This is a genomic window from Halorubrum lipolyticum DSM 21995 (assembly GCF_000337375.1).
Classification (GTDB): domain Archaea; phylum Halobacteriota; class Halobacteria; order Halobacteriales; family Haloferacaceae; genus Halorubrum; species Halorubrum lipolyticum.
This window is the reverse complement of the sequence record NZ_AOJG01000040.1, coordinates 84308-105243: the sequence shown is the minus strand read 5'-3', so window position 1 is coordinate 105243 and position 20936 is coordinate 84308. Positions and strand designations below refer to the sequence as shown.

The 20936-nt window shown below is 71.3% G+C and carries 21 protein-coding genes, 1 tRNA gene and 1 pseudogene; 14 read left to right on the top strand and 9 right to left on the bottom strand.

Features of this window, described 5'->3' with window-relative positions; all coding sequences use genetic code 11:
* A pseudogene (locus C469_RS14620) lies at nucleotides 1-323 on the top strand (MATE family efflux transporter); the annotation flags it as partial.
* Between the two features lie 20 nt (nucleotides 324-343).
* Here the strand turns inward: C469_RS14620 and C469_RS14615 are convergent.
* On the bottom strand, nucleotides 344-2737 hold the full coding sequence (locus tag C469_RS14615; protein WP_008007962.1) for a glycoside hydrolase family 32 protein: 2394 nt from the start codon (nucleotides 2735-2737) through the stop codon (nucleotides 344-346).
* Between the two features lie 90 nt (nucleotides 2738-2827).
* Between C469_RS14615 and C469_RS14610 the strand changes: the two genes are divergently transcribed.
* The 4 genes from C469_RS14610 (at nucleotide 2828) to C469_RS14595 (ending at nucleotide 4185) form a co-directional block, all read left to right on the top strand.
* Nucleotides 2828-3193 (top strand): HesB/IscA family protein, encoded by a 366-nt coding sequence (locus tag C469_RS14610; RefSeq protein WP_008007960.1) that lies wholly within the window; start codon nucleotides 2828-2830, stop codon nucleotides 3191-3193.
* Between the two features lie 62 nt (nucleotides 3194-3255).
* Entirely contained in the window at nucleotides 3256-3501 is a 246-nt protein-coding gene (locus tag C469_RS14605; protein WP_008007957.1) for a DUF5816 domain-containing protein, read from the top strand.
* 57 nt (nucleotides 3502-3558) lie between these two features.
* Entirely contained in the window at nucleotides 3559-3897 is a 339-nt protein-coding gene (locus C469_RS14600) for a DUF7116 family protein (protein WP_008007955.1), read from the top strand.
* Nucleotides 3898-3984: 87 nt separating this feature from the next.
* Nucleotides 3985-4185, top strand: a complete 201-nt coding sequence (locus C469_RS14595) for a dodecin (protein ID WP_008007953.1) — start codon at nucleotides 3985-3987, stop codon at nucleotides 4183-4185.
* Between the two features lie 101 nt (nucleotides 4186-4286).
* On the opposite strand, the gene C469_RS14590 is transcribed toward C469_RS14595, so the two are convergent.
* The 4 genes from C469_RS14590 to C469_RS14575 are packed head-to-tail and all read right to left on the bottom strand — an operon-like array spanning nucleotide 4287 to nucleotide 7797.
* Nucleotides 4287-5222 carry a type II CAAX endopeptidase family protein gene (locus C469_RS14590; RefSeq protein ID WP_008007952.1) on the bottom strand — a complete coding sequence of 312 codons (936 nt, stop codon included), beginning with the start codon at nucleotides 5220-5222 and terminating at the stop codon, nucleotides 4287-4289.
* A gap of 50 nt (nucleotides 5223-5272) precedes the next feature.
* A complete protein-coding gene (locus tag C469_RS14585; RefSeq protein WP_008007950.1) occupies nucleotides 5273-5827 on the bottom strand; it encodes an NUDIX hydrolase in 555 nt (184 codons plus the stop codon).
* 34 nt (nucleotides 5828-5861) lie between these two features.
* The gene (locus C469_RS14580) at nucleotides 5862-6317 is read right to left on the bottom strand and encodes a hypothetical protein (protein ID WP_008007948.1); all 456 of its coding nucleotides are present in this window, start codon (nucleotides 6315-6317) and stop codon (nucleotides 5862-5864) included.
* A gap of 49 nt (nucleotides 6318-6366) precedes the next feature.
* On the bottom strand, nucleotides 6367-7797 hold the full coding sequence (locus C469_RS14575) for a Y-family DNA polymerase (RefSeq protein ID WP_008007947.1): 1431 nt from the start codon (nucleotides 7795-7797) through the stop codon (nucleotides 6367-6369).
* Between the two features lie 171 nt (nucleotides 7798-7968).
* Between C469_RS14575 and C469_RS14570 the strand changes: the two genes are divergently transcribed.
* The 4 genes from C469_RS14570 (at nucleotide 7969) to C469_RS14555 (ending at nucleotide 12656) form a co-directional block, all read left to right on the top strand.
* Nucleotides 7969-9831, top strand: coding sequence for a PAS domain-containing protein (locus C469_RS14570; RefSeq protein WP_008007944.1), 1863 nt, complete (start codon nucleotides 7969-7971; stop codon nucleotides 9829-9831).
* Nucleotides 9832-9929: 98 nt separating this feature from the next.
* Nucleotides 9930-11246, top strand: coding sequence for an MFS transporter (locus tag C469_RS14565; RefSeq protein ID WP_008007942.1), 1317 nt, complete (start codon nucleotides 9930-9932; stop codon nucleotides 11244-11246).
* A 348-nt stretch (nucleotides 11247-11594) separates the two neighbouring features.
* Nucleotides 11595-11873, top strand: a complete 279-nt coding sequence (locus tag C469_RS14560; protein ID WP_008007940.1) for a zinc ribbon domain-containing protein — start codon at nucleotides 11595-11597, stop codon at nucleotides 11871-11873.
* Between the two features lie 105 nt (nucleotides 11874-11978).
* Complete coding sequence (locus tag C469_RS14555) at nucleotides 11979-12656, top strand: hypothetical protein (protein WP_008007938.1); 678 nt, start codon at nucleotides 11979-11981, stop codon at nucleotides 12654-12656.
* Here C469_RS14555 and C469_RS14550 read toward each other — a convergent pair.
* Nucleotides 12653-13510 carry a 3-hydroxyacyl-CoA dehydrogenase family protein gene (locus tag C469_RS14550; RefSeq protein WP_008007936.1) on the bottom strand — a complete coding sequence of 286 codons (858 nt, stop codon included), beginning with the start codon at nucleotides 13508-13510 and terminating at the stop codon, nucleotides 12653-12655. The genes C469_RS14555 and C469_RS14550 overlap by 4 nt on opposite strands.
* Before the next feature lie 235 nt (nucleotides 13511-13745).
* Here C469_RS14550 and C469_RS14545 point away from each other — a divergent pair, with 235 nt between their 5' ends.
* The 3 genes from C469_RS14545 (at nucleotide 13746) to C469_RS14535 (ending at nucleotide 17376) form a co-directional block, all read left to right on the top strand.
* Nucleotides 13746-14549: a class I fructose-bisphosphate aldolase gene (locus C469_RS14545; RefSeq protein WP_008007934.1), complete on the top strand. Its 804-nt coding sequence runs from the start codon at nucleotides 13746-13748 to the stop codon at nucleotides 14547-14549.
* Nucleotides 14549-15448, top strand: a complete 900-nt coding sequence (locus C469_RS14540) for a class 1 fructose-bisphosphatase (RefSeq protein ID WP_008007932.1) — start codon at nucleotides 14549-14551, stop codon at nucleotides 15446-15448. The genes C469_RS14545 and C469_RS14540 overlap by 1 nt, the downstream gene beginning before the upstream one ends.
* A 104-nt stretch (nucleotides 15449-15552) precedes the next feature.
* On the top strand, nucleotides 15553-17376 hold the full coding sequence (locus tag C469_RS14535) for an acyl-CoA carboxylase subunit beta (protein ID WP_008007930.1): 1824 nt from the start codon (nucleotides 15553-15555) through the stop codon (nucleotides 17374-17376).
* Nucleotides 17377-17402: 26 nt separating this feature from the next.
* Here C469_RS14535 and C469_RS14530 read toward each other — a convergent pair whose 3' ends face one another.
* Nucleotides 17403-17951, bottom strand: a complete 549-nt coding sequence (locus C469_RS14530; protein ID WP_008007928.1) for a DedA family protein — start codon at nucleotides 17949-17951, stop codon at nucleotides 17403-17405.
* 160 nt (nucleotides 17952-18111) lie between these two features.
* Between C469_RS14530 and C469_RS14525 the strand changes: the two genes are divergently transcribed.
* A complete protein-coding gene (locus C469_RS14525) occupies nucleotides 18112-18639 on the top strand; it encodes a redoxin domain-containing protein (protein ID WP_008007926.1) in 528 nt (175 codons plus the stop codon).
* Nucleotides 18640-18742: 103 nt separating this feature from the next.
* Nucleotides 18743-19843 (top strand): D-xylose 1-dehydrogenase Gfo6, encoded by a 1101-nt coding sequence (gene gfo6 / locus C469_RS14520; protein WP_008007924.1) that lies wholly within the window; start codon nucleotides 18743-18745, stop codon nucleotides 19841-19843.
* Between the two features lie 10 nt (nucleotides 19844-19853).
* Here gfo6 and C469_RS14515 read toward each other — a convergent pair whose 3' ends face one another.
* Both C469_RS14515 and C469_RS14510 read right to left on the bottom strand, forming a co-directional pair.
* Nucleotides 19854-20687: an aldo/keto reductase gene (locus C469_RS14515; RefSeq protein WP_008007922.1), complete on the bottom strand. Its 834-nt coding sequence runs from the start codon at nucleotides 20685-20687 to the stop codon at nucleotides 19854-19856.
* A gap of 89 nt (nucleotides 20688-20776) precedes the next feature.
* A tRNA-Gly gene (locus C469_RS14510) sits at nucleotides 20777-20847 on the bottom strand.
* Nucleotides 20848-20936 lie beyond the last annotated feature (89 nt).

Genomic DNA, 20936 nt, shown 5'->3' with positions numbered 1-20936 from the left:
GGATCGTCGCGCTGACGTTCGGCTTCATCGGCATCATGCGCGCGTACACCGGGAGCTTCCGCGGCGCGGGGAAGACGCTCACCGCCGCGGCCATCTCGGTGCTGATGCTCGGGCTCGTCCGGTTCCCGATCGCGTGGGTGGCCGCCGGCCGGATCGGCGAGACCGGCGTCTGGCTGTCGTTCGCGCTCTCGAACGTCGTCGGCGCGGTCATCGCGTACGCGTGGTACCGCCGGGGGACGTGGCGGAGCGGCGACCTCACCGACCGAGGCGCCGCGGTCGACGCCGACGAGCCGGCGGCGGCCGCGGAGTCGACCGACGACTGACCGACCGCCGCTCGGGCCGGTCAGTCGCCGCCCGTCGGCATCGCCTCGCCGAGCTCCCACGCCGACAGCGACGCGATCTCCGCGCGACCGCCCTCGGCGCGCGCGGAGACGCCGACCGCGTCGTCGCGGGTCGGGTACACCCGGCTCGTGAGACAGTGACGACCGTTGGCGTAGATCTCGACCACGGAGCGGTCGAGGAAGACGCGCAGCGAGAGCGGCTCGTCGTAGGGGGGAACCGCCATCGACTGCGGGTCGGCGAACGCGCGGGGGTCCCGGCTCGACGGGGCGCGGTCGACCGACAGCGTCCCGTCGCGCGCGTAGCGGATCGGGGTGTGTTCGGCGCGGTCCGGCGTCTCGAACACGGAGAGCTCGACCGCCTCCGCGTCGTCGAGCGCGATCTCCGCCTCGATCTCGATCGCCGCGCCCGAGAGGTCGAGGCGGCGGCGGTCGTCGGGCGCGAGGGACACCGCCTCGTCGTCGGCGAGCCGCTCCGTCCGGAGCTCGGCCACCTCGTCGGCCGGGCGCTGGCGGAGGTCGCCGTCGGGCCCGGTCTCGATCACGCGGGGGAGCGAGAGCGCGCCCGACCAGCCGGCGTCCCACTGCGCGTCCACGTCGCGGGCCTCGGGGAGCCAGCCCCACGTGAGCGAGCGGCCGTCGTCGTCGAGCGACTGCGGCGCGTAGAAGTCGCCGTGGTCGAGCACTCCCTCCGACTCGACCGCGAACTCCCCGTCCTCGACGGTCCCGAGGAAGTAGACGACGTTCTCGTAGTCGGAGACGTGGAGGAGCCGGCGGTCCCCCAGATCGAGCAGCTCGGGGCACTCCCACACCGCGCCGGCGTCGGGCCCGCCGGCGAGCAGGGGACCCTCGTAGGTCCACTCGGTGAGCGTCTCGGAGGTGTACAGGAGAGCGGCGCCGCCGCCGTCCGCGAGGCCGGTCCCGACGAGGTGGTGCCAGCGCCCGTCCTCGCGCCAGACGTTGTGGTCGCGGAACTCGGCGCGCCAGTGTTCGGTCTCGAGGACGTCGAGGTCGGCCGGGGGCGACTCGATGACGGGGTTCCCCTCGTACTTCTCCCACGACCGGAGGCCGGGGTCGTCGGTCGTCGCGAGACAGGGGAGCTGGTCGCGACCGCTGCCGCCGGTGTACAGCAGCGTCGGGGTGCCGTCGTCGTCGACCGCACAGCCCGACCAGCAGCCGTCGCGGTCGGGGCCGTCGGGGGAGGGCGAGAGCGCGACCGGCTCGTCGCGCCACGTCACGAGGTCGTCGCTGACGGCGTGGCCCCAGTGGATCGTGTTGTGGAACGGGCCGGCGGGATTGTACTGGTAGAAGACGTGGTACCGCCCGTCCCACCGGATCAGCCCGTTCGGGTCGTTCAGCCAGTTCGCGGGCGGCGTGAGGTGGTACTTCGGTCGCCCGCCGGGGCCGCCCTCGCCGGCGTCGTCGACCCGGTCGCGGAGCCGGCGCATGTCGGCGGCGTCGGTCGGGCGAGCGGGCGTCCCGTCCCCGACCGAGACGCTCCGGAGGCAGCCGGCGACGAGGCGGTCGCGCGTCTCGGCGAGCCCCGGGGCGTCGGGGTCGCTGGCTTCGTGACCGCCGCCGCCCGGCGGCTCGCCGAACAGGACGGGCGCGCCGAGCCCGACGACCGCGCCGCCGGGCCCGTCGCCGGGTTCGTCTGGCTCGTCGCCGGGTTCGTCTGGTTCGTCGCGCTCGCCGGGGGCTCCCGAGCCGCTCACCCGCCACGAGACCGCCGTCACCTGGTCGGGGACCGCGGTGTCGCCGCGGAGCGTCGAGGCGAGCGGCTCGCCGCGCTCGGGGAGCACGCGCTCGTACCGGACCGCCGGGACCGCGCCGTGCTCCCGGACGTGGTGTCGACACCCCTCCAGCGACGCCATCGCCGGGTGGTCGGCGTACAGCGACCGCCACAGCACGCCGGTCGGCTCCGCGAGCGACTCCTCGCCGACCCGGTCGGGCGGGACCGACTCCGCGGCGAGGCGGTCGACCGACGCCATCGCGCGAAGGGTCAAGAGGAGGCCGCCGCCGTCGGCGAGGTACCGATCGATCGCCCCGGCCGCGTCGGCGAGGGGGTCGCTCCCGCCGAGCGGGGCCGCGCGGTGCCACCAGAGCGCGTCGAACCGACCGAGGGGGTCGCCTCGGGGGCCGCTGTCACCGACGCCCGGACCGGGGTACGACCCGTCCGGGGACGGGTGGGACCGTCCCGCGGAGTCCGCCGTATCGGTAGGTTTCGAGGCCGAAACCGTCGATATCGGTGCGGTCGGGGTCGGTCCGGCGAGGTCGCCGAACGCGACCGTCTCGACCGCGATCCCGTCGCGCGCGGCCAGCCAGTCGGCCGCGGCGCGCTGCTCCTCGGAGAGGTCCCCGTCGGTGAGGATCCCGACGCGGGACGGCGACGCCGTCATACTCAGGTTCACTCGCTACCGAGTCAAAACCGTGTCGCCCGCGCCGCCGTCGCCGGCAGGGTTTTTATCGTTCGGACGGAAGATCTTCGCATGAGTACCGAAACGGTCGACACGGGAAGCGACCCGGCGATCGAGGTGACCGTCGACGCCGCGGAGGAGGCGCTCTCGCTCCTGGAGGGCGAGGGCCTCGACACGGACGAGGCCGGGCTCCGGCTGTTCGTCCAGCAGGGCGGCTGCGCGGGCCTCTCGTACGGGATGCGGTTCGACACGGAGCCGGAAGACGACGACCTCGTGGTGGAGCACCACGGGCTGCGCGTGTTCGTCGACCCGGCGAGCCGGAACTACATCGGCGGGAGCAAACTCGACTACGAACACGGGCTGCAGGCCGCCGGCTTCGAGGTCGAGAACCCGAACGTCGTCTCCGAGTGCGGCTGCGGCGAGTCGTTCCGGACGTAGTCGGGCGTCGGATATCGCGATCGAGTCACGCTTTTAAACGGCTCCGACCGATACGGACGGGTATGAGTCTCGACGCGTCGACGACGGCCGACGGCGAGCGGGTGTACACCGATCGGACGCAGGTCGAGCGGGGGTCCGAGGGACCCTTCTTCGTCGTGTTCTCCGACGCCGACGGGGCCTCGCGGTGGGGGTTCCGCTGCGGGAACTGCGGCTCGTTCGACACCGCGATGGACACGATGGGGCGGATCCAGTGCACGGAGTGCGGCAACTTCCGGAAGCCGGACGAGTGGGACGCGGCGCACGAATGACCGCCGCCGCGAAATCGTGAGAAAGTTTATCACGGAAGCCGGCCAACGTCGAGGTAGATGGCCACTGCGAGCATCCCACCGACGACGGAGGCCAGAGACGTCTTTCGCGAACTCGGGTACACCGTCTCCGACGGCGGACAGGAGTTCGTCGCGGAGCGGAAATGGCGGCGCGTGCTCGTGACCGTGTTGTGTATGGAGACCGACGATCTGGACCCGTATCTGGCGGACGGCGGCGACGCCCCGCGGCTCCGCTGTTTCGTCACGTGGCGTAACCGCGCGGGCGATCTGCGCGACCGGCTCGTCTCCGCGAAGCCCCCGTACGACTGGGCGGTGATCGGCGTCGAGGCCGACGGCGGGGACTTCGCGGTGATGGAAGGCGCGCCCGGCAGTCCCTGACCGCGACGGGGGACTCGCGGGAGACGCACGCGCCGTCGCGGAGTCCCACCTGCTTTTATATCGCCGTGCGTCCAACTAGCACGTGACATGGTGTTTAAAAAGATCACGCTGATCGGGACGAGCGAGGAGAGCTTCGACGACGCCGCCGACGAGGCGATCGACCGCGCCGAGGACACGCTGGAGAACGTCTACTGGGCGGAGGTACAGGAGTTCGGCGTCGAGCTCCAGGGCGCGGCAGACCGAGAGTACCAGGCGGAGGTCGAGGTCGCGTTCGAGCTCGAGGGCTGAGGCCGCCGGCGCCTCGACGAGCGGCAGTTCCGGATTTTTGAGGGTCGGTCGGACTCGAGAGCCGCTCGGGTATAAATGATCGACGGCGACGCCACGCCTATCTATAAGCCGAACAGCAGCGCGCCCGCCTGTCCCGCGCCCTCCATCTCCGGGGCGTACCTGATAGCGACGTAGCCGATCGTCAGGAGGATGCTGTTGTACAGTCCGTGCATCACGGCGACGACGACGAGGTTCTCCGTGTACTCGTACACCGCGCCGAAGATCAGACTCGGGACGAAGAGCAGGCTGATCGTCGTCAGCATCGCGGCCACGCCCCCCGTCAGCGAGACGAAGTGGGCGGGCGCGAACACGGAGGCCGCGAGGAGGATGGCCGGAACCACAGAGAGCGCCTCTCGCGCCCGGCTCTGGATGACACCGCGGAACAGGATCTCCTCGCACGGTCCCACGACGAGCAGCATGGCCACGATCATGACCGGGATGATCGACGGGTTCTCCAGGGTCGTCTGGGCGCCTTGGTTCTGCGCCGGCTCCGGCCCGACCAGCAACACGAGCGAGCCGACGACGAACACCGTGACGAGCACGAGGACCGGGCCGATCACGGCGATCACGGACTCGACGATGCTCGGCCGCCGGATCCCGAGGTACGCCGCCATCTCGCTCCGGTCCATCCCCCGCCACCGGAGGTAGCCGAGGCTGACGCCGACGAATGCGACGATCTGACCGACGACGAACGGCGCGACGAACGAGCCGAGGAGCGACGGCTCCCACTCGGTGAGCGCCGAGAGGGCGAAGACGGCGCCCCCGACGAGCGTGGTGACGACCAGGAGGCCGAGAATGCCCGCGATACCCAGCCCGAAGGCGACGCCGATCGTCCGTAGCGCGGAGCCACCGCCCTCCCCGTCCGACGGATCGACGGTGTCGGCCACCGCACGGGCGCCGCCGGGCTCGCCGCCGTCGCTGGCCGCGGTGCTCGTCGGATCGCCACGCGTTCTGGCGTCGTCGCCGGGACCGTCGTCGGACGCGGAGGGATCGCTCATTGACCCCAGTACGAACCGATCGCTCAAAGGCCTGTCCGTCGTTTCCGTTGTCACCGGTACAGGAGCTCGTACCACAGCACGGCGGTCACGGTCCGACCGTCGCGGAGCCCCTCGTCGACGACGGCCTCGAGCAGGTCGTCGTACGGCACCGTCTCGACCGCGATCGACTCGTTGTGGTCGAGGTCCCGCTCGGCGGTCGGCTCACACCCCGTCGCGAGGAAGTGGTGGTGGACCGAGTCCGCCATCCCGTTCGTCGGTTCGACGGTGGTCAGGCGCTCGAAGGAGTCGGCCTCGTACCCGGTCTCCTCGGCGAGCTCGCGGGCGGCGGCGCGTTCGAGGTCATCGTCCCCCGGCTCCACCGACCCCGCGGGGAGCCCACGGTTGACCCGCCCGACCGCCTGCCGCCACTCGTCGATGACGACGGCGTCGCCGTCGGGTGTGAGGGGGAGCACCACGACCGCCGGCGGCTCGTCGACGTAGTGGTACCCGTCGGTGTCGCCGTCCGGGAAGCGCACCTCGTCGCGGCGCACGTCGAAGCCGGGACAGCGGTAGTCGATGTCGGTGTCGAGCGTCTCCCACGCGAGCTCGGCGGCGGAGTCGTCCATGGGTCGGGGTCGACGCTCGGGCACCTAAATCCCCTCACTCGGGGGAGCCGTCTCGGCTTCGGGCTCTGACGAGGTCGACCGCGCTGACCGCGCCCCGGCCGGCGATCCACGCGAGGGTCCCGAGCGCGAGCGCCTCGACGCCGACGAAGACGAGGCCGTCGAGTTCGAGGAGCGCGGCGACGCGCTCCCCGAGGGGCCGATCCGGGAGACCCAGCAGGTAGTGATCGGCGTTGCTTCCGACTAGCGCGGCGTAGACGGAGACCCACGCGAGCGCTATCCCGGCCCGACGGTAGGCGAGGACCGCGGCCGCGAGGACGCCGAGGGCCGCGGCGTCGACCGCGAGGAACACGACCCCGCCGGCGTGAGCGAAGATGCCCAGCGCGTAGGCGGCGAAGGAGACGAGAAAGAGCAGCGGCGGGACGAGGAGCTGGAGCCGTCGGGGCGGTGCGTTCCGGTTCGAGCCGAGGAGGACGCGGCGAGCGAGGGACATGTGTCCGGATCGTTTCGAGTCTGTGATAAACGTGCGCGTCGAGTGCGGCTCACGACCAGTCGCCGAGCGACGCCTGTCCGTCGCCGCGATCGCTCGCCCGTCGGTCTCTGGTCTCGTCCGACTCGCCCCCGTTCCCGGCGCTCGGCTCGCCGCCCACCCAGTCGGTGAGCTTCCCGCCGTCGCCGTCGGTGGCGGCCGACCGCCGCCCCGATGCGCTCGCACGACCCCCCGCGTCCGGGGTTCCTCCGCTCGCTTCCTCCCCGTTCCCCGGATCGAACCCGCCGAGCGTCGCCTGGTCGCTCTCGGCGAAGTCGAGCTTCGAGACGCGCACCCCGAGCTTGCGGACCCGGTCGTCGGCGAACTCGCCGAGGAGGTCCAGCGCCACCGACTCCACGAGGTCGGGGTCGTCGACGGGGCCGGGGAGGCTCCGGGCTCGGGTGTTCACATCGTAGGGGGGTTCGACCGCCTTGATCCCGATGGTGCGGTAGAGACACCCCCGCTCGCGGGCGCGGCGGGCCACGTCCGCGGCCAGCGCGCGCACCGTCTCCCGCTTCCGTTCCTCGTCGGCCGTCGCCGACAGCGACGACTCCCGCGAGAGGCTCTTCGGGAGTCCCGTGGGCGTGACCTCCCGGTCGTCCTCGCCGCGCGCCCGCCGGTACAGCTCCCGGCCGCGGTCGCCCAGCTCGTCGGCGAGCCGGTCGGGGTCGGCGGCGGCGAGGTCGCCGGCGGTCTCGATCCCCAGCTCCGCCAGCGTCCGCTCCGTCACCGGGCCGACGCCGTGGATGTCGGCGGTCGGCAGCGACGCGAGGAAGGACTCCACCTCGCCGGGCGGCACGACGACGAGCCCGTCGGGCTTGTCGGCGTCGCTGGCGACCTTCGCGGTCGACATGTTCGGCGCGACGCCGACGCTCGCGGGCACGCCGGCCTCGCGCTCGATGCGCTCCTTGACGTGCCGGGCGTACCCCTCCGCCAGCGTCCGGACCTCGGCGGGGCCGGCGGCGGCGCTCTCCCCGGCCGCGGCGTCCCACGCCGTGCGGTCCGTCACGTCGAGGTACGCCTCGTCGACGCTCACCTCCCGGAGCACGTCGGCGCAGTCGCGGAGGACGGCCTTCACGTCGCCCGCGACCTCCTTGTAAAAGTCGAGGTCGACGGGGAGGTAGCGACCCGCCTCGTCGGGGTCGGGCGCGTCCGGGTCGTCGCCGTCGGCGGTCGCCCGCCGCGGGAGCAGCTCCAGCGCCTCCGAGATCGGCATCGCGCTCTCGACGCCGAACGCGCGGGCCTCGTAGCTCGCGGTCGCGACCGCCCCGATCGTCTCCCCCGCCTCGTATCCCATCCCGACGACGAGGGGCTCGCCCGCCAGCTCGGGGCGTCGCAGGCGCTCGCAGGAGGCGTAAAAGCAGTCCATGTCGACGTGGAACACGACGCGGTCGCTCTCCGCGTCGTCGGCCGCGTCGGTCCCCGGGAGCGTGCCGCCCGCCATCGTCCGAGGCTCCGCGCCGCGCGGCCTTAAGAATCAGCCACGCGCGGCGGTAGTGGAACTCCGGCGCCTCGGCGTCGAAACGCCGGCGACCGTGGCCGTCGCCCCCGAGCGATCCTCAGAACTGATACCCGAGCCGACATCCGTTTATCGGGAGGGCCCGAAGACCGCGCCATGTCCGAACGGATCGACGTGTTGCACGTCGACGACGACCCGTCCGTGCTGGACCTCGCGGAGGCGTACCTCGAACGCGAGCTGGGGTCCGTCGCGGTGACGAGCGTCACGGAGCCGTCGGCCGCGCTCGATCGGCTCGACGACGGCGAGTTCGACTGCGTCGTCAGCGACTACGACATGCCCGGGACCGACGGGCTGGAGCTCTTCGAGGCGATCCGCGCGGCGCACCCCCGGCTCCCGTTCGTCCTCTACACCGGGAAGGGGTCGGAGGAGATCGCCAGTCGGGCGCTCAACGCGGGCGTCACCGGCTACTTCCAGAAGGGCGGTCCCGAGCAGCTCCGCCGGCTCGCGAACCGGGTCGAGCAGGCGGTCGAGGAACACCGGACCCGCGAGATCGCCGACCGCTACTCGACGGTCATCGACGCGCTCGGCTACCCCGTGTACGTCGTCGACGAGACCGGCGTCTTCCGGTTCGTCAACGAGCCGTTCGCGGCGCTGACCGGCTACGACCGCGAGGAGATCGTCGGCAGCAAGCCGGGCCTCATCAAAGACGACGACGCGGTCGACGAGGCCGAAGACCGGCTGGGTCGGGTCCTCTCGAGTTCCGGCCCCGACGTGCAGCGCTTCTCGGTCGACATCGTCCCGAAGGAGGGCGACCCCATCCCCTGCCGGGACCACATGGCGGCGCTCCCGTACGACGGCGAGTGCTTCGAGGGGAGCGTCGGCATCCTTCGAGACGTCTCCGACGAGCGCGAGCGCCGCGAGGAGCTGGAGACGAAGACGCGCGCGCTGGACGAGGCCCCCGTCGGCATCACGATCACCGACCCGGATCTCTCGGACAACCCGATGGTGTACGTCAACGACCGGTTCGTCGAGGTGACCGGCTACGACCGCGAGGACGCCGTCGGCGTCAACTGCCGGTTCCTGCAGGGGGAGGACACCGACCCGGAGCCGGTCGCCCGACTCCGGGAGGCGATCGACGCCGAGGAGCCGGAGAGCGTCGAGCTGCTGAACTACCGGAAGGACGGCACGCCGTTCTGGAACCGGGTCAGCGTCGCGCCGATCCGCGCCGGCGACGGGTCGGTCTCGGAGTGGGTCGGCTTTCAGGAGGACATCACGGCGTTCAAGGAGCGCGAGGCGGCGCTCGAACGACAGAACGAGCGGCTCGACGCCTTCGCGAGCATCGTGAGCCACGACCTCCGGAACCCGCTCAACGTCGCGCAGGGGAGAGTCGGGCTGGCGCGAGACGCGACGGACGATCCCGAGAGCCTCGACGCCGCGGCCGACGCGCTCGACCGGATCGAGTCGATCGTCGAGCACACCCTCACGCTCGCCCGCGAGGGAGAGACCGTCGGCGACCCGGAGCCGGTCGCGATCGCCGCGGTCGCCGCCGACAGCTGGGAGACGGTCGACACCGGGTCGGCCTCGCTGTCGGTCGAGGCCGACGGCGAGGTGTTAGCCGACCCGGACCGGCTCCGGAACCTGTTCGAGAACCTCATCCGCAACAGCGTCGAGCACGGCTCGACTGGCAGCCGGGCGGATCCCGGCGACAGCGTGGAACACGGGTCCGCTGGCGGCCGGGGGGCGCCCGGCGACGGCGCGGAGCACGCCGGCGGCGACGTGCGGCTCCGCGTCGGCGACCTCCGCGACGGGTTCTACGTCGAGGACGACGGTCCCGGGATCCCCGGAGACCTCCGCGACACGCTCTTCGAACCCGGACAGAGCGGGACCGAGGGCAACACCGGCTTCGGGCTGGCGATCGTGCAAGAGATCGCCACGGCCCACGGGTGGACCGTCGAGGCGGCCGACGCGGTCGACGGCGGCGCGCGGTTCGAGATCCGCGGCGTCCGGCGCCCCTCGTAGTCGGCGTCGCGTCTCCCCGCGGGCAGGGTCCACGCCGGAACCGGATCGATCCCCCCCGTTCGCAAACGCCTTTGGGCTCGCGGGCGAACTCGGCTCCGATGGGGTTGCTCTCGGGCGTCGCCGACACCGATCGGCGAGTGATCGTGCTCGCGCTCGCCCGGATGGTCGGTGCGGCCGGCAACTCCTTTCTCATCGTCGTCCTGCCGCTGTACATCGCGAGCGACCTGGTCGACATCGAGTCGCTCCTCGGGACGGCGGTCGGCGTCGGCGCGGCGTCGGTGACGCTGACCGAACCGCTGCTCATCGGGCTCGTGTTATCGCTGTTCGGCTTTCTCAACAGTCTCTCGCAACCCCTGACCGGCCGGCTCTCGGACCGGACGGGCGCGCGCCGCCCCTTCGTGTTGGCCGGGATCCTGCTTCTGGGGACCGCGAGCGGGCTCTACACGATCGCGGACGCCTACTGGCAGCTGGTCGCGCTCCGCGCGGCGCAGGGGCTCGGCGCGTCGCTCATCATCCCGGCGACGGTCGCGCTGGTCAACGAGTACGCCGCGAGCGACGCCGACCGCGGCGGCAACTTCGGCGTGTACAACACGTTCCGGCTGATCGGGTTCGGCTTCGGCCCGGTCCTCGCCGGCGCCGTCGTCGAGCGCGGCCCGTACGACCTCTCCGCGATCGGGCTCCCGGTCCTCGACGGGTTCGACGCCGCGTTCGCGGCCGCCTGCGCCGGCGCGTACCTCAGCTTCGTCCTCGTCTTCCTCCTCGTGCGCGACGCCGCCGAGGCGAGCGAGGCGAGCGACGACCTCTCGATCCGCGTCCGCGGCGAGGACCGCCTGCTCGACCCGGTGTTCGCGCTCGGGCTGGCGACGGTCGTGATGGGGATCTGCATCGCGCTGTTCGCGACGCTCCAGACGCAGGTGAACGCCCGGCTCGACCAGCCCCCGGTGTGGTTCGGGCTCCAGTTCGCGGCGGTCACCATCGCGAACGTCCTGTTTCAGGTCCCCGTCGGGCAGGCCAGCGACCGGATCGGGCGCCGGCCCTTCCTGCTGGCCGGGTTCGCGCTGCTCGTCCCCACGACGCTCCTGCAGGGGATCGTCACCGAGCCGGTCGTGATGACGCTCGTCCGGCTGGCGCAGGGCATCGCCGTCGCGTGCGTGTTCGCGCCGTCGCTGGCGCTCGCCGGCGACCTCGCGCGAGAGGGCGAGTCCGGGACGACGCTGTCGGTGCTCACGATGGGGTTCGGCTTCGGGGTCGCCGTCGGGCCGCTGGCGTCCGGGTGGCTCTACGGCTTCGGGTTCCTCGTTCCCTTCGCGGCCGGCGCCGCCCTCGCCGTCGTCGCGCTCGCCGCCGTCGTAACGCAGGTCGAGGAGACGCTCGAGACGGGCGGCGACGCCGCGGACGCGGCGACGGCGGACTGAGTCTCACGCGGTCTGTCCACGATCGGCGTTTATAAGCGCCCGATTTCGCTTATCACCGAATTCTCGCGGCGCGCCGCCGAGCGGCCGCCGATGGCGGCCGCGAGGGGCCCGCGAGGGAGGCGGACGGGTCAGCGCGGCGCCGCCCGCGCTGACCCGTCCGCCGAGGCTGGGGAGGCGTGAGGGGCGGTGCTGTGCGGTGCGGTCGCGGTGCGGGACTCAAAAGGGCCGGAGGCGGTCACCGTCGATCCGCCGCCGGCAACGATTTATAAACGAGCGGTTGAGCCTTCCGAGGCGTTCGCTCCCGAGTCCGTGATCGCTTATAAGTCGGTGACCAGCCAATCCCCTCGCGTGTCCCGCGATCGCGTCCACTGCGTCGACTGCCGGGAGCCGATCCCGAGCGACGCGCGGATCTGCCCCCACTGCGAGAGCCTCCAACCCTCGCCGCTCCTCGACGTCGGCGTCGTCGTCGCCGGCGTGTTCGCGTTCGTCTTCGGCGTGATCCTCGGGCTGATGACGCTGGGGACGACCCGCATGCTCGGCCTCGGGCTGATCGTCGTCGGGTTCGGCCTCGCCGTCGGCGGCTACACCCGATACGTCGACCGGCAGGCGGGGCGTCGGGCGCGGTGAGGACGCCGCTCGGGCCCGCCATCCGCGCCCCGAACCCGCCACCGGTGCGCCGCCGACGTTCACGTCCCGCGACCTTTTAAGTCGAACCGGGGTCCACGTGGTGACATGATCACGCCACTCTCGGCCGGGCTCGTCGTCGCGGGACTGCTCCTCGCGTTCGTCGGGGCTGCGGTCTCCGTCTACGCCGTCACGCTGACCGGGGTCCTCGTCGGCGCCGGCGCGGGCTACCTCGCCGCGCCGAACCTCGCCGGACTGATCGCGGTCGACGGGCTGGTCCTCACGGGGGCCGCGGCCGCGATCGGCGCCGCGGTCGGCGGCTTCCTCGCGTACGCCGGGCTCTCGTTCGCGGTCGTCGCCATCGGCGGGCTCGTCGGCGGCTTCGCCGGGCGGTTCGCGGTCGGCCCGATGTACGCGGCCGACGCGGCCGGGGTGGAGGGGACCCTCCTCCTCGTCGGCGCGACGCTGGCCGGCGTCGCGGTCGGCGCGCTGTTCGGGTTCGTGTTGAGCCGGACGACGCTCGTCGTCTCGACCGCGTTCATCGGCGCGGCGTTCGCGTCGCGGTCGGTCACGCCGGCCACGCTGGACGCGGCCACCGCGCAGATGTCGGTCGAACCGCTGCTGTTCGACGTGACCGCGCCCGCGTTCCTCGCCGTCTTCGCCCTCGGCGCGCTCTCGCAGCTCGGCCTCTTCAAGTTCGGCTACGTGACGAAGCTCGTCGGCCTGCTCCCGGGCGCGCGCCGGTGGACGGCGAGCAACGACACGGACGGCACGAAAGACAGCTAATCGTACTCGTAGAACCCCCGTCCCGTCTTCTTGCCGAGGTCGCCGGCCTCCACCTTTCGCTTCACGAGGTACGCCGGCTTGTAGCGGTCGCCGAGCTCGTCGTGGAGCGTCTCGCTGGCGTCTAACACCACGTCGAGCCCGATGTGGTCGGCGAGTTCGAGGGGGCCCATCGGGACGTTGGTCCCCAGCGTCATCCCGCGGTCGATGTCCGCCTTGTCGGCGACGCCCTCGTCGTACGCCCGGACGCCCTCGTTGATCCACGGCATCAGGATGCGGTTCGTGACGAAGCCCGGCTTGTCGTCGGCCTCCCACGTCTCCTTCCCGAGGTCCTCGGCGAACGCGTGCGCGAAGTCGACGACGGCGTCCGCGGTGCGCTCCCCGACGACGACCTCCACGCCGTCCATTATCGGGACCGGGTTCATGAAGTGGAGGCCGACCACGTCGCCCGCGCGGTCGGTGGCGCTCGCGATGGTCGTGATCGACAGCGTCGAGGTGTTCGTCGCGAGGACCACGTCGTCGTCGGTCACGTCGTCGAGGTCGGCGAAGATGTCCTTCTTCACGTCGAGGTTCTCCACGGCGGCCTCGACGACGACGTCCGCGGCCGCGAGGGCGTCGAGGTCGGTCGTGCCCGTGATCCGGTCGCGGATCGCTCCGGGGTCCTCGTCGAGTCGGTCCTTCCGGTCGAGCCGCGCGAGGCTGTCGCCGATGCTGTCGAACCCGCGATCGACGTACTCCCGCTCGATGTCGCGCATCACGACCTCGTAGCCGGCGGTCGCCGCGACCTGCGCGATCCCGTTGCCCATCGTGCCGGCCCCCACCACGCCGACGACGTCGATCTCGGATAGCTCTCGCATGCGAGACGCTGCCGCGCCGCGGGTGGTAAGTATTGCGACTCCGGGGACGACCGAATCGACCCTCCCGACGCCGTTTGTTACGCCGGCGTGATAATTTACTATTTGAGTAGTAAGTATGGCGCACGCGGATCCGTCGCGTGTCCGAGTGAAACCCGCGTACACAGTCGATTCCGTTTCTTTACGTCCACCGAAACGACCATAGCGTTTTTTATCGATGTAACGGAAGTACGAACTGATGCTTCCTCACGCCGCCGACAACATCGAGCGGGACGGCAAGTCGCTCATCCTCGCGTACGACCACGGACTCGAACACGGGCCCGTCGACTTCGAGCCGAACCCCGACACGGCGGACCCGGAGCGGATATTCGAGCTCGCCGCCCACGAGGCGGTCACCTCGTTGGCCGTCCAGAAGGGGCTCGCCGAGGCGTACTACCCGGACTACGAGGACGACGTGAACCTCCTGTTGAAGCTCAACGGGACCTCGAACCTCTGGATGGGCGAGCCCAACAGCGCGGTCAACTGCACGGCCGAATACGCCGCCGGGCTGGGCGCCGACGCGATCGGGTTCACCGTCTACGGCGGCTCGAACCACGAGGTCGAGATGGCCGAGGAGTTCCGGAGAGCGCAGGAGGGCGCCCGCGAGCACGACATGGCCGTCGTCATGTGGTCGTACCCCCGCGGACAGGGGCTCCGCAACGACGGCAGCCCGGACGTGATCTCGTACGGCGCGCGGCTCGGCCTAGAGCTCGGCGCCGACGTGGTGAAGGTCAAGTACCCCGGCTCCGCCGAGGCGATGGGCCACGCCGTCGAGATGGCCGGCCCCGCCGACGTCGTGATGTCCGGCGGGACGATGCGCGACGACAAGGCGTTCCTCCGGAACGTCGCGAACGCCATCGACGCGGGCGCCACCGGGATCGCGGTCGGGCGGAACGTCTTCCAGCGCGATGACCCCGAGCGCATCCTCGACGCGCTGGAGGCCGTGATCTTCCAAGAGGTCGAGCCGGACGAGGCGCTGGCCATCGCCGAGAGCGACGACTGATGACCGACCCTGCCCCGGACCGCGACGCGGACTCGGTCGTCGAGGCTGTGTTCGATGCGGTCGCCGAGACGGCCCCCGAGATCCGCGCCGCGCTCCCCGGCCGCCGCGTCGAGAGCGGGACGGAGAACGCCTCGGGCGAGAGCGTGATGGCCGGCGACCTGTACGCCGACGAGCTGCTCGGCGACGCGATCACCGCGGTCGACGGCGTCGGCTCGTTCGTCAGCGAGGAGCGCGAGACCGCCGTCGACGCCGGCGGCGCGGTCGGCGAGGGCGCCTACGCGGTCGCGATCGACCCCCTCGACGGCTCCTCGAACCTCCGGTCGAACAACGCGATGGGCACCGTGGTCGGCGTCTACGACGCCCCGCTGCCCGCCACCGGGCGAGACCTCGTCGCCGCCGGCTACGTGCTCTACGGCCCGATCACGACGATGGTCGTCGCCGACGAGGGGGGCGTTCGCGAGGAGGTGATTGAACAGGACACCGACGGATCGGTCTCCCGCTCGGTCGTCGAGGAGGACCTGACGCTTCCGGACGACCCGCTCGTCTACGGGTTCGGCGGGCGCGTCCCGGACTGGCCCGACGCGTTCACCGCCTACGCCCGCGAGATCGAGGACGAGCTGAAGCTCCGGTACGGCGGCGCCATGGTCGGCGACGTGAACCAGGTGCTCACCTACGGCGGGATCTTCGCGTACCCCGCCCTCGTCGACGCGCCCGAGGGGAAGCTCCGGCTCTCCTTCGAGGCGAACCCCATCGCCTACATCGTTGAGGCGGCCGGCGGGGCCGCCACCGACGGCGAGACCGACATCCTCGACGTCGAGCCCGAGGGCGTCCACGACCGCGTGCCGCTGTACGTCGGCAACGAAGGGCTGGTCGAGCGGCTGGAGACGGCGCTGGACTGAGCGGCGCGGTTCGTCTTTTTATATCTTATTTAAATACCGACCCGCCGGCCCGACCGCAAACCCGCATGGAAAACTGTTTAGGATCTACCGCAAATCTTGCGCCCATGAAAGTCCACGTCGGCGCGGCGGCGACGCCGGAGGAGGCCGAGGCGATAGCGAAGTCGCTCGCGGAGCACCTCGGGGTCGACGTCGACGTCCACGTCGGTGAGAGCGACGAGCCGGCCGCGAGCGCCGAGCCGCCCGAGACGGCGTACCCCCTCGACGACGACCTCGGGCCGACGGACCGCGAGCGCGACCTCCGGGCCGAGATCGACGACATCCTCGAGGGCGGCCCGGAGAAGTACCGCGAGCGGCTCCCGGAGCAGGGGAAGCTGTTCGTTCGCGACCGGCTCGACCTCTGGTTCGGCGGCGAGGGCGGGACGCGCGGCGCGGGCGACGCGAGCGCGACCGACGGCGATCCGGCGGGGCTCCGCTTCGAGGACGGGAAGTTCGCCGCGTTCGACGACTGGCACCCGAACGCGCCGAACCGCGACGCCGTCGACGAGGACGGCGAGCCCAACGAGGCCGGCGGCGACCGCCTCCCCGGCGATGGCCTGCTCACCGGCGCGGCCGAGTTCGAGGGGCGCGACGTGCACTTCATGGCCAACGACTTCACCGTGAAGGCTGGGTCGATGGCGGCGAAGGGCGTCGAGAAGTTCCTCCGGATGCAACAGCGCGCCCTGAAGACGGGGAAGCCGGTGCTCTACCTGATGGACTCCTCGGGCGGCCGGATCGACCAGCAGACCGGCTTCTTCGCCAACCGCGAGGGGATCGGGAAGTACTACTACAACCACTCGATGCTCTCCGGCGCGGTGCCGCAGATCTGCGTGCTGTACGGCCCCTGTATCGCCGGCGCGGCGTACACCCCCGTCTTCGCCGACTTCACCGTGATGGTCGAGGGGATGTCCGCGATGGCGATCGCCTCGCCGCGGATGGTGAAGATGGTCACCGGCGAGGAGATCGAGATGGCAGACTTGGGCGGCCCGCGCGTCCACGCCGAGGAGTCGGGCTCCGCGGACCTCGTCGCCCGCGACGAGGAGCACGCTCGCGAACTCGTCGCCGACCTGATCGGCTACCTCCCCGACCGGGCCGGGGAGAAGCCCCCGAAACGGGAGACGAAGCCCCCCAAATTCTCCCCGGAGGGGATCGACGAGCTGATCCCCGAGTCGCCGAACCGCCCGTACGACGCCCGCGACCTGCTCGACCGGGTCGCCGACGCGGAGTCCGTCTTCGAGCTGAAGGAGGGGTACGGCCCGGAGATCGTCACGGCGTTCTGTCGGATCGACGGGCGCCCCGTCGGCGTCGTCGCCAACCAGCCCACGGAGCGCTCGGGCGCCATCTTCCCGGACGCGGCCGAGAAGGCCGCCGAGTTCATCTGGACCTGCGACGCCTACGAGATCCCCCTGTTGTACCTCTGTGACACGCCGGGGTTCATGGCCGGCTCGGGGGTCGAGAAGGACGCCATCTTAGAGAAGGGGAAGAAGATGATCTACGCCACCTCCTCCGCGACCGTCCCCAAGCAGACCGTCGTCGTCCGGAAGGCGTACGGCGCGGGGATCTACGCGATGGGCGGGCCCGCCTACGACCCCGAGAGCGTGATCGGGCTCCCCTCCGGCGAGATAGGGATCATGGGACCGGAGGCAGCGATCAACGCCGTCTACGCCCGGAAGCTCGCCGCGATCGACGACCCCGAGGAGCGCGCCGAGACCGAGGCGCGGCTTCGCGAGGAGTACCGCGAGGACATCGACATCCACCGGATGGCCAGCGAGGTCGTCATCGACGAGATCGTTCCGCCCTCGACGCTCCGGGAGGAACTGGCCGCCCGCTTCGCCTTCTACGAGGACGTGGAGAAGGACCTGCCGGACAAGAAACACGGGACGGTCATCTAAAACGGACGGGCAGGTGGGTAGCCGTTTTATAAGGCCGCGACCCACTCGGCGCCGAGGAGCTCCGCCGCGCTCCCGAACCCGAGCGCCACCGCGACGCCGACGGCGAGGAGCGCGCCGACGTACGCGGTCGACCCGACCAGCGACGCGGCGGCGAACCGCGGCGCGGAGACGGACGAGGCGTTCGCGGTCGGGACGGCGAGCCACCCGCGCGTCCCGGGCACCGCGTTCGAGGCCGCCACCGCGGGGAGCCCCCACCGGTCGAACCAGCGGCCCGCGCCGTCGAGTCGCCCCTCGCCGACCGGAACGAGGGGGAGCGCCGCGGGATCAACGTCGAACCGGCGGACGGCCGCGAAGACGACCGACTGGCCGACGGTCGCGCCGACCACCGCCGCGGCGAACACCGGCAGCACCGCGACCGCCTCGACGCCGACGGCGACGACCGCGGCGACGAACAGCGTCCGCGCCGGGAGCACCTTCCCCACGAGGGCGCCCTCGAGCGCGAACACGGCGAAGACCGCGACGGCGCCGTAGCCCTCGACGAGGGCGAGCGCGGTCGCGGCGTGGGCGCTGAACACGCGTTCCCTCGGTCGGCCACGCGTATAGCTTTTACACCGTGAGCAGTGCTCTCAGGCGTCATCATGCGATTTGATCGTTTTATTTGATAGCTCTCGCACGTCTGACTGAACCGGAGGGTCAGGGGAGAGTATTTATAAGTCACGTCCGTGACTGTCATCCGTGATAGATGTCGGCGTCAAGGCCCCGGATTTCGTCGCGCCCGCGGTCGCCGGTGGGACGGCGGTCGAACTGGAGCTGTTCCGGCTCGTCGACCGGCACGAGGCGATCGTTTGTTGTTTCGCGCCCGCGAACTTCGTCCCCACTTGTACCGCGGCGTTCGCCGCGGTCCGCGACGCGGGCTGGCACGACCGCGACGACCTCGCCGTCGTCGCGCTCACCGGCGACTCGCTGTACGCGGGGTTCGCGTACGCCGACCAGTTCGACCTCCCCTTCCCTATCGTCTCGGACTTCCACGGCGGCGTCGCCGACTCGTACGACCTGATCGCCGACTCGTGGGAGGGCCACTCGCACATCCCGCGCCGGGCGGTCGTCGTCGTCGACGGCGACTGGACGGTGCGGTTCGCCGAGGCGACGACCGACGCGCTCGACCGCCCGGCGCCCTCGCCCGTCCAGAACGCGACCGCGGCGCTCCGGGGGCTCGGGATCGACGTCGACCGCCCGCGCGTGAACTACGACGGCCCGTGGTGACCGACGGTCCGTGGTGACCGACGGTCCGTAGTGACCGGTTCACGGTGATCTTCGCCCTTCGCGTCGCGGGGGTTATTTGGCGCCCCCGCGCCGACTCCTCGGTATGGAAGCCGATCTCGCGGAGTACCTCGACGAGTTCACGCGCCGGGACTGGGAGACGCTCGAACCGGGGGCCGTCACCGGCCCCGTCCGAGTCGCGGTCGTCGGCCTCGGCTGGTTCGCCCGGGAGTGGGCGCTGCCGGGGATCGCGCGGTCGGCGTACACGGAGGCGACCGTCGTCACCGATATCGACGAGAACGCGGTGGAGGCGGTCGCCGCCGGGCGCGACCTGACCGGCGTCACTCCCGAGGAGTTCCGATCGGGCGCCGTCGCCGACGCGTACGACGCGGTGTACGTCGCGACGCCGAACGCGACCCACCTGGAGTACGTCGAGGCCGCCGCGGCGCAGGGGAAGGCAGTCCTCTGTGAGAAGCCCCTCGAGGCGACGCTGGACCGGGCCCGGCGGCTCGTGGCCGCGTGTCGCGACGCCGACGTGCCCCTGATGGTCGGCTACCGGATGCAGACCGACCCCGCCGCCAGACGGCTCCGCGACCTCGTCGCGGCGGGCGTCGCCGGCGACGTGGTCCACGTCCACGCGACCATGTCGCAGACGATGCTCGGCGAGCTCGACGGCGACGCCGACCAGTGGCGGCTCGACCCCGAGCTGTCCGGCGGCTGCGCGGCCATGGACCTGGGCGTCTACCCGCTCAACACGACGCGGTTCGCGCTCGGCGCCGACCCGGTCCGGGTGTCGGGGCGGACCCGCTCCGAGCACGAGGCGTTCGCCGGCGTCGACGAGCACGCCACCTTCCGGCTGGAGTTCCCGGACGACGTCGACGCGCTGTGTTCGGTGAGCCAGAACGCCCAGCACGCGAGCCGGCTGGAGGTCACCGGAACGGAGGCCAGACTAATTCTCGACCCGGCGTTCTACGAGCGGGAGGACCGCGGGTTCGCGGTCGTCCGCGACGGCACCCGCGTCGACGTCGACTTCGACCAGGTCCACCAGATCGAAGAGGAGTTCGCGTACTTCGGCCACCAGCTGCTGGCGGACGAGCCGTTCCACCCCGACGGCGAGCACGCCCTCGCGGACATGCGCGCGCTCGACGGGGTCTACGAGTCGGCCGAGGCCGGTCGGCCGGTGGCGCTCGGCGACGACACGGAGTGATAGCGCCTCGTCACTGCTCGATCCCGTACACGTCGCTCGTCCAGTCCCGGGCCGGGGTGTCGTACACCGGCTCGTCGCGGTCGCGCTCGTCGAGCCGCCGCCGGTCGGCCTCGTCCAGCTCCCAGTCGAGGTCGGCGTTAGCTCGGACGTGGTCCGGCGTCGACGACCGCGGCAGCGGGACCACGCCGCTGTCGACAGACCACCGGAGGACGACCTGCGCGGGGCTCTTCCCGTACTTCTCGGCGAGCTCGGCGACGACCTCGTCGCCGAACACGTCCGTCCGCGCGAGCGGTGCCGCCGCCTCGATCACGGTGTCGGACTCGCGGCAGTAGTCGACGAGGTCGGGGCGCTGGAACCACGGGTGGAACTCGATCTGGTTGACCGCGATCGGCACATCAGAGACGTGGTGCGCGCAACTCAGCTGGTAGGCGCTGAAGTTCGAGACGCCCACGTCGCGGACGAGGCCGCGTTCGCGGAGCTCCGCCATCGCTCGGAGCGTCTCGCGCAGCGAGATCGCGGGGTTGGGCCAGTGGACGAGATACAGGTCGAGGTAGTCGGTCCCGAGTCGGTCGAGCGACGCCTCGCACGACTCGATCACCGACTCGTAGTTGAGGTTCTTCGCGAGCACCTTCGAGGTGAGGAACACGTCGTCGCGGTCGTACTCCGCGAGGGCGTCGCCGATGGCTTCCTCGTTGTGGTACCCCTCCGCGGTGTCGATATGCGCGTAGCCGGCGTCGAGCGCCGCGCGGACGCTGTCGGCCGTCTGGCCGTCGAGTTCGTACGTCCCCAGTCCGAGTCCCGGAAGCTCGGCGCCGCTCGGGAGCGTCTTCGTTGGTACGGTCACACGCCACAGGTTCGGCGGATCGCCGATTGAAACTACCGGTCGGGGAACGCCGCGGAGCGTGCGCTAACCGTCGAAGTCAGTTCGCAAAATGCACCGGCCGAGATTTGAACTCGGGTTGCAACCATGGCAAGGTTGCGTGATACCACTACACTACCGGTGCGTGCTTCGCGTCTGCACATAGCCCGAGTCGAAGATATAAGCGTTCCGAACGAGGGCCGTCGGGGGCGGGATTTCGACTCGAACCCGACC

What these genes read in the sequence shown, in the direction of transcription:
- C469_RS14580 (WP_008007948.1), bottom strand. Translation starts at nt 6,317, where the DNA reads ATGTCCCTCGCTCGCCGCGTCCTCCTCGGCTCGAACCGGAACGCACCG.
- C469_RS14600 (WP_008007955.1), top strand. Translation starts at nt 3,559, where the DNA reads ATGGCCACTGCGAGCATCCCACCGACGACGGAGGCCAGAGACGTCTTT.
- C469_RS14565 (WP_008007942.1), top strand. Translation starts at nt 9,930, where the DNA reads ATGGGGTTGCTCTCGGGCGTCGCCGACACCGATCGGCGAGTGATCGTG.
- C469_RS14540 (WP_008007932.1), top strand. Translation starts at nt 14,549, where the DNA reads ATGACCGACCCTGCCCCGGACCGCGACGCGGACTCGGTCGTCGAGGCT.
- C469_RS14535 (WP_008007930.1), top strand. Translation starts at nt 15,553, where the DNA reads ATGAAAGTCCACGTCGGCGCGGCGGCGACGCCGGAGGAGGCCGAGGCG.
- C469_RS14585 (WP_008007950.1), bottom strand. Translation starts at nt 5,827, where the DNA reads ATGGACGACTCCGCCGCCGAGCTCGCGTGGGAGACGCTCGACACCGAC.
- C469_RS14570 (WP_008007944.1), top strand. Translation starts at nt 7,969, where the DNA reads ATGTCCGAACGGATCGACGTGTTGCACGTCGACGACGACCCGTCCGTG.
- C469_RS14605 (WP_008007957.1), top strand. Translation starts at nt 3,256, where the DNA reads ATGAGTCTCGACGCGTCGACGACGGCCGACGGCGAGCGGGTGTACACC.
- C469_RS14595 (WP_008007953.1), top strand. Translation starts at nt 3,985, where the DNA reads ATGGTGTTTAAAAAGATCACGCTGATCGGGACGAGCGAGGAGAGCTTC.
- gfo6 (WP_008007924.1), top strand. Translation starts at nt 18,743, where the DNA reads ATGGAAGCCGATCTCGCGGAGTACCTCGACGAGTTCACGCGCCGGGAC.
- C469_RS14555 (WP_008007938.1), top strand. Translation starts at nt 11,979, where the DNA reads ATGATCACGCCACTCTCGGCCGGGCTCGTCGTCGCGGGACTGCTCCTC.
- C469_RS14610 (WP_008007960.1), top strand. Translation starts at nt 2,828, where the DNA reads ATGAGTACCGAAACGGTCGACACGGGAAGCGACCCGGCGATCGAGGTG.
- C469_RS14615 (WP_008007962.1), bottom strand. Translation starts at nt 2,737, where the DNA reads ATGACGGCGTCGCCGTCCCGCGTCGGGATCCTCACCGACGGGGACCTC.
- C469_RS14545 (WP_008007934.1), top strand. Translation starts at nt 13,746, where the DNA reads ATGCTTCCTCACGCCGCCGACAACATCGAGCGGGACGGCAAGTCGCTC.
- C469_RS14550 (WP_008007936.1), bottom strand. Translation starts at nt 13,510, where the DNA reads ATGCGAGAGCTATCCGAGATCGACGTCGTCGGCGTGGTGGGGGCCGGC.
- C469_RS14575 (WP_008007947.1), bottom strand. Translation starts at nt 7,797, where the DNA reads ATGGCGGGCGGCACGCTCCCGGGGACCGACGCGGCCGACGACGCGGAG.
- C469_RS14590 (WP_008007952.1), bottom strand. Translation starts at nt 5,222, where the DNA reads ATGAGCGATCCCTCCGCGTCCGACGACGGTCCCGGCGACGACGCCAGA.